Raw genomic sequence first — 11,587 nt, 5'->3', positions numbered from 1 at the left:
CATGCAGATAAAAACAATGGTTTCCTCGGAAATATTGAGTGGCTACGATGTTGTCAGCACTCTTTATCCACACATTCCTTCCATGAGCCACTGGCGCTCATGGGAATACGCGGCTTACCAGCATCATCAACTCGATGGTCGCATCCTTGATCTTGGCTGTGGCGATGGCCGCTATTTTAGGTTAATATGGCCGCAGGCCACGGACGTGGTCGGTGTGGACAATAACCCAGGTATTGTTGAACTGGGGCGAAAGAGTGGAGTGTATCGAAATGTCCACACCGTGTTAGCACACAATGTTCCCGAGCCAGATGCCAGTTTCGACCATGTTTTCGCAAACTGTTCTCTAGAACACATGGATCGTTTAAATGCAGTGCTGGCCGAAATTCATCGATGCCTAAAGCCGGGTGGCACCTTGTTGTGCAGCGTGGTGACGGACCGTTTCATCCAGTGGTCGCTGTTGCCCAAGCTTGTTTCCATGGCAGGCTTTGACGACGCGGGGATAACGCTTCAAAAAGATTTTCTCGATTACCACCACTTGGCGAACCCATTATCTGTGGAGGAGTGGGAGAAAAAGTTCAACCGGGCCGGCCTATTGGCCGAGGAACACTATCCCATTCTGCCGAAACACAACAGCGGTATATTTCTGCTGATGGATAGTCTCTGGCACGTCAAACAGGCGGGCGGGGGTGAATTAGGTGATGTGATTTTTTCTTTCCTGTCGGACAGCGCCAATTTCCCGGGGGCGTTCCGCAAGATATTTGCCGGATTACTGGAAATGGAAACTGACTGGCAAGATTGCAGTGGTGCGGTATTCCTAATCCGTAAACCAAGGTGGTAATCATGCGTGTTTGCTGGTGTGGCAATGAAGACCTTACCCCCTTTGGCCCGATGTATGGCCAATGCCACAATTGCGAAACACTAGTGAATCTCAACGACATGCCGGCTGAACACTTGATGGTCAGCGACGACGAGAGAGGCTTCTATGGAAAAAAATACTGGCTTGAGCACCAGCAGGCGGCGTATGGCTACGATGACATTCATGTCCGTGCCCGGAAAGATCTCATCGAACGAAACCTGCACTGGCTAAAAACGCTGCTAAAATATCGCTTGCCACCTGGCAGGGCGTTGGAAATTGGTTGTACGCACGGCAGTTTTGTCGCCCTGCTTCGGCAGGCCGGATATGATGCATCCGGTATTGAATTGAGTCCCTGGGTTGTTGAATTCGGCCAAAGAACCTTTGACGTGCCAATTTCTGTAGGCCCTGTAGAAACCCTCAAAATTCCAGCAGGCAGTTTAGATGTCATCGCCATGATGGATGTGATGGAACACTTGCACGACCCGGTTGCAACTATGTCCCACTGCCTGCGTCTACTAAAGCCGGAAGGATTGTTGCTCATCCAAACCCCGCAGTTCAAGAGAGGGACGGAATACACGGATTTGATTGAAACAGATGCCGCCTTTCTTGAGCAGTTAAAAGCTGATGAACACCTCTATTTATTCAGCGATCTTTCGGCCACCCGACTGTTCCAGCAGTTAGGTGCCGAAAATATCCAGTTTGAAGACGCGATTTTCGGCCATTACGATATGTTTTTTGTGGTAAGCCAATTGCCGTTTTCGACTCATTCAACAAAAGAGATTGAAGCTGCCTTGACAAGTAGCTCCAACGGTCGGTTGGCGCTTGCCCTATTGGATATTTATGCCCGTGAATCAGTGACCTTGGCGCAGTTAAAGGCCGATAAAGCGCAGCTGGTATCCCAACTGGAATCCAGCGAGGTGGATCGCGCTGCGCGGCTTGAAGTGATCGAAACCCAGGGCAAACAGCTGGAACGGATTGCTCAACTTGAAGCCGATAAAGCCCAGCTGATTTCCCAACTGGAAGCCAGCGAGGTGGATCGCGCTGCACAGTTTGAAGTGATCGAAACCCAGGGCAAACAGCTGGAGCGGATTGTTCAGCTTGAAGCCGATAAAGCGCAGCTGGTATCCCAACTGGAATCCAGCGAGGTGGATCGCGCTGCGCGGCTTGAAGTGATCGAAACCCAGGGCAAACAGCTGGAGCGGATTGCTCAACTTGAAGCCGATAAAGCCCAGCTGATTTCCCAACTGGAAGCCAGCGAGGCGGATCGTGCTGCGCGGCTTGAAGTGATCGAAACCCAGGGCAAACAGCTGGAGCGGATTGCTCAACTTGAAGCCGATAAAGCGCAGCTGGTATCCCAACTGGAAGCCAGCGAGGCGGATCGCGCTGCACGGCTTGAAGTGATCGAAACCCAGGGCAAACAGCTGGAGCGGATTGTTCAGCTTGAAGCCGATAAAGCGCAGCTGGTATCCCAACTGGAAGCCAGCGAGGCGGATCGTGCCAGCCTTGGTGCGAATTGGTTGGTCAGAACAGGCATTAAAGCTGGACTTGTTCCGATGAATCGCAAATAACAATGGCCAAAATTCTCGTCCTCACAACCGACCTGCCTTATTTCCCCGGGAAAATGGGAGTTGATTTTTTCAATCTTCGTTACCTTGCCGGTGATCATGATGTTGCGGTATTGGCCCCTTGCTACAGCACTTTTCCTGAACAAGGTGTGGCTAACCTCGAGGCATTTCTTTTCCGTTCGTATTTCTGGCCCCGCCATGCCGCTGAAGTACCGCTTCTGGTTTCTTCTGCTTTTCAGGGAAAGCTTAGGCCATGGTTTAGGCGCATGCCAGGTCGATTGCGCTGGTGGGTGCTAAAAAAATTACTTAAAATCGAAGCTCAGCCGCATGATGCTTTTGATAAACTATCGATTCTTGCCAATTGTGCCCCACAACTATTATGCGCCCTTAGCCATGGTCAATGGGGTGCCATGGTTTTGATCCAAACCGGTATTGAGCCATGGTTGGATTATTTGCCGGCTTGTGGAGCCAGATTGGTATACTTTCATGATGTACGCTCGGATTACCTTGAGCGTGTCATTCCCTTGCCAGGGGAAACTCCCACGGCACCCAAAGAAATAAAGGCGGTTTTTAATCAGGAGCAAAGAATAGCGGAACACGTCGATGTGGTTGGCTTTGTGTCGGAACTGGACTGTCAACGCGCGCAACGAATTTTTCGAATGAAGGCAGAAGCATATGTCGCGCCCATCCCGGTAGACACAAATTACTATATCCCGCGGCCGAATGATTGGAAGCATAAACCGGGACTGGTGGTGCTTTTTACCGGCCATTTATCGCACCCACCCAATGTTGATGCGGTACTTTTTTTTTTACAGGAAATTTGGCCGCTGGTGCATCAGCAATGCCCACAAGCAATTTTTCAGGTAGTGGGCATGATTCCAGCAAAACTGATAGTGGAGGCGATTCAGTCGAATCCCCAGTGTGAACTCCATGAGAATGTACCGGATATCCGCCCGTATTTCTGGGACGCTGCAGTGTATGTGGTACCGATGCGCTATGGCGGTGGGGTGAGGCAAAAATTCTTTGAAGCCTGGTCAATGCGTGTTCCTGTTGTATGTACCACGATGGCAGCAGAAGGAACAGGCGCAAAAAACGGAACGCACTGCTGGCTTGAGGACACACCTGCTGATTTTGCCCGGCGGGTCACAGCAGTACTCCAGTCGCCGAAAGAAGCATCTGTAGCGCAAGCCGCAAAAAACCAGGTGGAAAGCTACAACTCCATTGCTTCTGCGGCGCCAAAATTCCAGGCATTGGTCGAACGGGCCATACAGATAAAAAAACAACGCCCGTATAAACTGTTGTATGATCTTCGATGGATGGAGCTAGGCAAGGCCGGTGGTATAGAACAGGCCACCTACGAATTGGTGGCTGCCATAGGCCAATTGGACAGAAAAAATGCCTATCGTATTTTCGCTCCCCGCAGCGCCTGCACCGAATGGGACCTACCTTCAGGCTTTCAGATAAAGCGACACTACTCCGACCCCCTGTCGAGGCAGTTCGAGGTTGCCCGTTCATTTGTGGTCAATAAACTGGCCGAAGGTTTCGGCATGTACCCAGTATTGACGCCGCCGATGCGTTCACTGGCAGCCTACAATAAACTGGATTTCGACATCGTTCATTCATTGGCCGGTTACACCCATCCGGACATGATCGGTTTTCCAGGTGTACTGACGATTAATGATCTGCAACACTTGCACTATCCACAGTTTTTCACTCAGGATGAATACGCGGAAAGGGAACGTTTGTACCGCGAATCGGCTGAGCGCGCCATGCACATCATTTGTATTTCGGAATTTACCCGTCAGGATGTACATCGCCAATATGGTATTCCGCTTGAGAAAATGAGCACTGTTTGGATTATTCCAAGTCGCAATGTATGGCAGCCTTTAAGTTCGTCGGCAAGGGTCGATTTGCTTAAAAGGATGAACCTGTCCTCCCCATTCTTTTTTTTCCCCGCGCATTGCTGGCTGCACAAGAACCATGCAAGGCTGGTCGATGCATTTTCGCGTATCGTGTCAGAACTGCCGGCTGACATCAAATTGGTGATGTCAGGACGCCCCTTTTCGGCCGACCATCCTGCCGCGTTAATGATTCGCGACAACAATCTATCCTCTCGGGTGATGCACCTTGGCTTTCGCTCGCCGCTTGAAATACGGGCCCTCTTTCAAGGGTGCCTGGCATTAGTGTTCCCGTCCCTGTTTGAAGGTTATGGCATGCCCGTGGCAGAAGCTATCATTGCTGGTAAGCCTGTATTGTGTTCTGATGTGACTTCACTTCCGGAACTGGCAGGAGAGGCGGCACTCACCTTCGATCCGACTAACGTCGACCAGATCGCAACCAGTTTGTTTGATGTCGCCACCAAGTCAGAACTGCGATTGGCGCTTTCCGAGGCGGCGGTCCGCCGTCGCCCAGTGTTTTCTGCACGTCGCAGTGCTATCCAGACCATGTCGATTTACCAGCGTGTGTACAATGAATGTTACAATTGCTAAATTATGAAGCCATTGCCCACCATATCGATTGTTGTACCTTCGTTTAACCAAGCCCAATACCTGACAGAAACTCTTCAGAGCATTGTCGATCAGGATTACCCATCCTTGGAGGTGATCATCCAGGATGGTGGCTCCACTGACGGTTCGATAGTCATAGCAGAAAACTTTGTTCGCCGATTTCCGGCGATTTTTCAATTGTTTGTAGAAAAGGATTCAGGCCAGGCCGATGCCCTGAATCGGGGGTTTGTGCGAGCCAGCGGCGAAATAATGGCTTTTCTGAATTCTGACGATACGTATTTCCCGCGAATTCTTCATCGTGTTGCCGTAGAGATTGATGCGGCCAGAGGTTGCCATGTGATTATGGGGCGGTGTGTGTTTACCGGCGAAGGCTCGCGTTACGTTGGCATCGAACATCCCGCCGAATATGTGAGCCATTTCGACCTTTTGGCAATCTGGAAACGTGGTTACAATACCATTCCTCAGCCGTCGGTTTTTTGGCACCGCGCTGTATGGGAACGTTGCGGTGGTCTTGATGTCGATGAACATCATGCCCTTGATTACGATTTGTTCTGCCGCTTCAGCCGGCACTACTCCTTTCACTGTGTTGATGAGGTATTCAGCACCTATCGCATGCACGATAACTCCAAATCATCGCAACGGACCGAGGCTGAGGTGCTCGAACTTTCGATCAAGGTCAGTCGGAAACACTGGGGGACATGGTTGTCGCCATTGCGATGGCGCTGTGAGTTTTCATACTGGCTGCACAATCGACAACTGCACGAGCGTGCTCGCCATCATGCCCGTCGCGCGGAAACCGCATTCACCAACCGGCGATACCTTGCCGCTGCTGCTCAGTTTTCTGCGACCCTCATCGCCTCGCCACGGATGGCGCGGGATCGACTTTTCTATGGCTGGTTAACAGCAAAGGGAGTAAGGTTATTCGAACGGCTTGCAGTGATCGATGAAGGCTTTTCCGGTCGCTATGCTGACGACTGGATCGGACCGATATATCGCGAACAGATTTCAGTTTTAGAAGATGGGAAAAGGGTAGTGGTTACTGCCACACATTACCCTCAACCAACCCATCGAAAAATAAAAGTTCAACTATTCATAAACGGCACACTGGCTGAATCAAAGAGGATCACTGAAGCGGCCGACTTTTCTCTATCTGCCGATGTGGCGCCCTACCGGGGCCAAATGATATCGTTGGAACTTAGAACCAATTCCTGTTTCGTGCCTTTCGATTTATTCGGAGGGGAGGACGAACGCAAACTGTCACTGCGGTTAGGCAGCGTGGAGATCGATAAAAATTAATGGTACTCTTATGAATAACACATCCTCAAGAGCAATTACTTGGACCTCAAAACTTCGTAATTTATTCCTCCGCACCACAAACTCGGAGAACTGTCCTGAATTGGTTGCTTATATTAAAACCGTTGATGCCTATAATGCAACTCAACCGAATTCTGAGATGCTTGACGCGATACGCCAATACAATCATTCAATAATCAATTCATTAAATAGTATTCGACCTTTGTCAGGGCTCAGAGTTCTTGATGTTGGCGCTTCTCCCCATGGGTATGCATTAGAAAAATCGTTAGCTTTAGGTGTTTTAGACTATGTTGGCATCGGCCTGGATATTAGTGAAGACCTTGCAATAAAAACAAAGACGGGTCATGGCAGGTTGACATATATGAATGCCGAATCATTGTCTTTTAATGACAATGAGTTTGATGCAATTGTCACAATGTCGACGTTTGAGCATATTGGTAATCTTGGCATTGCCTTATCTGAATTTCATCGTGTACTCAGGCGAGAAGGGGTTGCGCTTATCAGTTTTGAACCAATATGGACATGTTCCTATGGGCATCATCTCCACCACTTAGGGAAGATTTCTAAGCTTGTGCCTGATTGGGCCCACTTATTGTGGTCAAAAAACGAAATGATGGAATACTTGAACTCTTGCTGGCCTCAAGGTGCGCCGCTTAGTGTTCACGAAGCCTGTGAATGGATATACGAAGACAACGTCCTTAACCGAAAAGGCATCAAAGAAATACAAAAAACTCTATATGATTGTCCAATGCAAGTCGAGTGGATTGCTCCATTGTTGGACGAGGTTCGAAACGAGGAACAATTAATTGCCGCTGTTAAAAAAACTGGACTGTCAAGAGATGAACTAATGACCAAAGGTTTGTCAGTATTACTTTACAAGCATTGAAAGATAACCTGGATTATAAATCTGGAACGAATTTGGCTTCGCCAACCGTCGTCATCGACATAACCCCCATCCTCCCAGGTGGTGAGAATGGGGGGGCGAAAGTCTTCGCGGTTGAATTGATACGCGGTCTTGCCCGACTCGCCCCTCAGGCTGAATTCATCCTGCTTACCCAGGCGGCATCGCACGACGAACTTGCTAATCTTGACATCGAGAACGTACGGCGAATGATGGTCTTCGGGACGCCCGGGTCGGCAGTCAGCCATACCCATGTCAAGGGTTTTTATTCAAACTTGAAGCCTCGGCTTCCAGGCTTTTTCAGGCGACGATTGGCTCAAGGTGCCTATATCGTAAGCGGGTTTCTCAAGCGTGCTGGCAGGCGGCGAATTTTACAGCAAATAGGCGCGGATCTACTTTTTTGCCCTTTCACGGCGCCAACGTTTTTCGATCGAAATGTTCCAACAGTTTGCACCATACATGATCTTCAATTCGCTGGCTACCCCCAGTTTTTTGAACCAGAAGATGTAGCTTATCGAAAAAGCACTTTCTTGAATGCATGCCGCAAAGCCACCATGCTTGTTGCGGTTTCAGATTATTCGAGGAATTCCGCAATAGCCTATTGTAATTTAGCTTCTAACAAAATCAGAACCATACACTCAAAAATGGCCCAGCGTATTTCTTCAACCGAAACTGCTGATACCGAGATTTTAAAAAGACTGGAGGTTTCTCCACAGCGCTATTTGCTCTATCCGGCAAATTTTTGGAAGCACAAGAACCATGAAATGTTAATTACGGCGTTCGGGATGGCATGTGCCCAAGGGTTGCCGCAAGATATAAAATTGGTTTTTACCGGAGCACCAAATGCACGAAAAGATTTTATTCAGAATGCAGTTGGGGCATTCAGCCTTGCACATAGGGTTGCCTTTGCTGGCTATTTAAACAACTTTGAATTTTCGATATTGCTAAATAATGCCGGCGGATTGATATTTCCTTCATTATATGAAGGCTTCGGTCTGCCGGTCATTGAGGCTATGGCAGTTGGAGTGCCTGTGGCATGCAGCAACGTAACTTCGTTGCCTGAGGTGGCAGGTAGTGCGGCCGTATTTTTTGACCCAAAAAGACCGCTGGATATCGCCCAAGCATTGATTGCCTTGGTAAACGATAAGGCACTACGGAACCAACTTGTCGAGGATGGCTACCGGCAATCAGAGTTGTTTTCCGACACTGAACTTATGGCTTCTGATTACTGGGGTGTTTTCATATCGGTGCTATCCGGTAATCTCAACACCTGACCTTGAATAACTTCAAAATAGTTTTGGCCATTTATTGCGTTAAAAAGCTTTATATTGCATGCATTGATGGAAAATGTTAATGAAGTTCAGCATCATTACTCCTTCGTATAATCAGGGAAAGTTCATCGAGCGTACGTTGCAAAGCGTGGCAAGCCAAACAGGCGCTGAAATTGAACATGTGGTATACGATGGCGGTAGCACAGATGGAACCATTGAAATTCTTAAGCAGTTTATTCCAGCGGTACGCTGGGTATCAGAAAAAGATGAGGGCCAAACTAATGCGGTCAATAAAGGGATCTGCGCGACTGAAGGGGAGATTATTGGCTGGCTGAATTCTGATGATATCTACTACCCCGGTGCTATAGCTGCAGTAGCTGCCTACTTTAGCGCCCACCCAAGAATTGACGTGGTCTATGGCATGGCCGACCATATCGACCTTGATGACAACGCCTTCGAAAACTATCCGACAGAACCTTGGGACTTTGAGCGTCTGAAAGAAACCTGCTACATTTGCCAGCCGGCCCTGTTCTTACGTCGTCGCGTACTGGAAACAAACGGGTTGTTTAATGAGTCGTTAACCTATTGTATGGATTATGAATATTGGTTGCGACTTGGTAATGCTGGTGTGCATTTTGGCTATCTCTCAGAAAAACTTGCTGGCTCCAGACTATACGCTGATAATAAAACATTGGGTTCGTGTTTGAAGGTGCACAAGGAAATAAACGATATGTTTAAGTTGTTGTTTGGCAGGGTGCCGAATCGATGGTTGATTAATTATGCACATGTGGTGGTACAAGAGTATTTCCCTAAACAACGCTTGATTCAAAAGACTATTCTTTTGGGTTTTTTAACCATGTGGGCTTCATTCTTTTGGAATCATAATATATCCATAAAATTGTTAAGTCAAATGCTGAAATAGGGTCACTATCGATGAATACAAAAAATGCATTTCCAGACAGGAACGATATTTTTTATAGTTTTCGAACCATGACCTTATTCTTGGGTAAATTTTTATAGCTGTTGCGAAAGCTCAAACTGGATTCGTATTTTATTTTTTCTTTGTTTGGTGGGCAGTATTTTGGCAGGAAGCTTTCATGATCCAATTGTTTCATGCGGATCAAAGCTGTCCAAGATAATCAGATTTCCGAAATCACTCTTTGATATTTCAATCGTTTAAGTTACCAAGGACCCAAATTTCAGGATCAGGTTTCCGTTTTCAATTGGTGCTGTCCAATTCCCTTAAACGGAAGCAGATATTGGACAGGCTCAGCCTTTACGGGGAGGACATCAAAGGGTCTATCAATCCACTCCCATAAATTCCTGTAAGTAAAAAGATTCCATCTGAGAAAAGCCACCAGATTTGACAACGACCAATTGAATCGGGACTTAAACTTCAGGTACTTGATTAGCAGCATGGCGATCAATGCTGTACAAATCTGGATATACAGCGCGAGAGGTTTGAAGATCAGGATCCCCCTCTCATTTTATATGGCCGATTAATTTTTTCGAAAGCGGCGAGGAGAAGATAGCAACCGCAACGATCAAAATCAGGAGATATGTCACTATCAGGCCGCCCATTGAGCCCTTTTGAGGGCTGATCTCAAGGTGCTTAACCCAGAAATGATCTTCCGGGCGCACCGATCCACCTACACGGTGGCCAGTTTCAGGATTTTAAGCCCCTTTTGAATATTGTAGGCCGCCTGTCGATACCAGCCATCCAGTCGGTTTTTATCGATTTACGGGAACCGGGCCCGTTGGGCGTTATCCTTCAGATGACTGATTCCGAAGTATTGTTCGACAATGTAGCGAACCTTGGAGATCTTCTTGTTGCGTTGGATTTCAAGATCCGTGAGCTTTGCCGTGGTTGAGTCCTTTCGCATGATGCCATCGGCAATTTTGTTTCCGGCCAGAAAGTCACGGTTGGGTTTCCCGGCATATCCCTTATCGGCATAGACCTTTTTGATGGGCGTTTTGTTATGTTTGTTGAACACGGTGCAGTAATCGAGATAGTTGGTGTCGTTGACCGAAGCCTCGGACAGGGTGGTTGCCAGAATGAAGCCGTGGTTGGTGTCCACGGAGGCATGTTCTTTGAGGATATAGTGGGGAATATCGTTTTAGATGACCCAGTTTGAATCTAGGTCCCTGCAGAATTTTTTGGGTTTGCCGTTTTTATCGAGTTTACCTTGTGGTGTGGCCCGTTTTTTCTTGAGTTCATCAATTTCTTTTTTGCTGATGGGCCTGCTGGCGGATTTTACGAGTCTGGCGTTGACGGCGATGCCTTCATTGATGGTCAGTCCCTTGGTTTCGAACTGGCGCAGGATTTCAGAGTTGATCTGATCCATGGCATTTTTTGACAGCCGGGATCTGAATCGGGAAAAGGTGGAATGATCGGGGGAGGGCCGATCAAAGGAGAGCCCCAGAAACTTTTTAAACGACAGCCGGTCATTGATCTGGTTTTCGAGTTCGGGATCGGAGTTGATCCGGAGCCATTTTTGAAGGAGCATGCATTTGAATAGAAGCAGCGGGGGATAGGCGTCAGCACCTTCACCGCTGGTGCCCACGGTATAATGAGCTATAAGGATCTGTTCAACGCGCTTCCACTCGATGGGGTCATTGAGCGTGTGCATCAGTTTTAGGCTGCGGTTATGTTTGAGTGAGCTTGCGAGTGCCAGGTCAGCGAATCCGAGGGAGTTGCTCATTTATTTGTAGCCCATGAATATCCTCCAAGTATTTGTAATATTGAAAGATATGTATCACAGGCTACAATAAAAAGCAAGCGTAAAATACGATAACACACTGATATATTGAGTTAAAATGAACTAGAGGCACAACCGGTGGGTGCGGCGGATAGATCTGATGCCTAAATTTCCATAGGTTGTGCAAAGATCTCTTTGCTTGAGCGAGTTGACAGAAAAGCATGGCTACAAAATGATCCCAACTGCCGAAGCCTTTGGCGTACCGCTCGGCTTGATGGCGGAAAACCAGATTGAAAAAGTGACCTCGATGAAACAAAGCAACCAGTTGACTGAACAAGCTTGCATAGCGTACCATCTTTTTGCCTCCTTTGTTTGGCTAACGGTTTCTTTTGGCGATTAAACCATGCCTTGCTGGGAGGCTTTTTTTCAAGTGCTCATCGAACTACTTCCATTCAAATCTGTTTTTGAACAAGT

12 protein-coding genes are annotated in these 11,587 nt (G+C 47.9%); 8 read left to right on the top strand and 4 right to left on the bottom strand.

All coding sequences use genetic code 11. From position 1 onward, the window contains the following. Position 1 precedes the first annotated feature (1 nt). From DSCA_RS04910 to DSCA_RS04880, 7 genes are all read left to right on the top strand, one after another. Positions 2-838: a class I SAM-dependent methyltransferase gene (locus DSCA_RS04910; protein WP_155315365.1), complete on the top strand. Its 837-nt coding sequence runs from the start codon at positions 2-4 to the stop codon at positions 836-838. A gap of 2 nt (positions 839-840) precedes the next feature. Continuing rightward, on the top strand, positions 841-2,424 hold the full coding sequence (locus tag DSCA_RS04905) for a methyltransferase domain-containing protein (RefSeq protein ID WP_155315364.1): 1,584 nt from the start codon (positions 841-843) through the stop codon (positions 2,422-2,424). A 2-nt stretch (positions 2,425-2,426) separates the two neighbouring features. Continuing rightward, positions 2,427-4,910 (top strand): glycosyltransferase, encoded by a 2,484-nt coding sequence (locus DSCA_RS04900; RefSeq protein WP_155315363.1) that lies wholly within the window; start codon positions 2,427-2,429, stop codon positions 4,908-4,910. Positions 4,911-4,913: 3 nt separating this feature from the next. Next, entirely contained in the window at positions 4,914-6,224 is a 1,311-nt protein-coding gene (locus DSCA_RS04895; RefSeq protein ID WP_155315362.1) for a glycosyltransferase family 2 protein, read from the top strand. 10 nt (positions 6,225-6,234) lie between these two features. Further along, on the top strand, positions 6,235-7,128 hold the full coding sequence (locus tag DSCA_RS04890) for a class I SAM-dependent methyltransferase (protein ID WP_155315361.1): 894 nt from the start codon (positions 6,235-6,237) through the stop codon (positions 7,126-7,128). 32 nt (positions 7,129-7,160) lie between these two features. Then, on the top strand, positions 7,161-8,417 hold the full coding sequence (locus tag DSCA_RS04885; RefSeq protein ID WP_155315360.1) for a glycosyltransferase family 4 protein: 1,257 nt from the start codon (positions 7,161-7,163) through the stop codon (positions 8,415-8,417). 79 nt (positions 8,418-8,496) lie between these two features. After that, complete coding sequence (locus DSCA_RS04880) at positions 8,497-9,336, top strand: glycosyltransferase family 2 protein (protein WP_155315359.1); 840 nt, start codon at positions 8,497-8,499, stop codon at positions 9,334-9,336. Positions 9,337-9,896: 560 nt separating this feature from the next. On the opposite strand, the gene DSCA_RS04875 is transcribed toward DSCA_RS04880, so the two are convergent. The 4 genes from DSCA_RS04875 to DSCA_RS32420 form a co-directional block, all read right to left on the bottom strand. Continuing rightward, a complete protein-coding gene (locus DSCA_RS04875; protein WP_155315358.1) occupies positions 9,897-10,055 on the bottom strand; it encodes a hypothetical protein in 159 nt (52 codons plus the stop codon). 98 nt (positions 10,056-10,153) lie between these two features. Then, positions 10,154-10,513 carry a transposase gene (locus DSCA_RS04870; protein ID WP_269434704.1) on the bottom strand — a complete coding sequence of 120 codons (360 nt, stop codon included), beginning with the start codon at positions 10,511-10,513 and terminating at the stop codon, positions 10,154-10,156. 18 nt (positions 10,514-10,531) lie between these two features. Next, positions 10,532-11,044, bottom strand: a complete 513-nt coding sequence (locus DSCA_RS04865; RefSeq protein WP_167527606.1) for a transposase — start codon at positions 11,042-11,044, stop codon at positions 10,532-10,534. A gap of 133 nt (positions 11,045-11,177) precedes the next feature. Further along, positions 11,178-11,402, bottom strand: coding sequence for a DUF4372 domain-containing protein (locus tag DSCA_RS32420; RefSeq protein WP_231716586.1), 225 nt, complete (start codon positions 11,400-11,402; stop codon positions 11,178-11,180). Between DSCA_RS32420 and DSCA_RS32415 the strand changes: the two genes are divergently transcribed. Next, entirely contained in the window at positions 11,313-11,513 is a 201-nt protein-coding gene (locus DSCA_RS32415) for a hypothetical protein (RefSeq protein ID WP_231716592.1), read from the top strand. The genes DSCA_RS32420 and DSCA_RS32415 overlap by 90 nt on opposite strands. The last annotated feature ends 74 nt before the right edge of the window (positions 11,514-11,587 follow it).

Source organism: Desulfosarcina alkanivorans, assembly GCF_009688945.1.
Taxonomy (GTDB): domain Bacteria; phylum Desulfobacterota; class Desulfobacteria; order Desulfobacterales; family Desulfosarcinaceae; genus Desulfosarcina; species Desulfosarcina alkanivorans.
The sequence above is the reverse complement of the archived record's forward strand: the minus strand, read 5'-3'. Positions and strand labels throughout refer to the sequence as shown.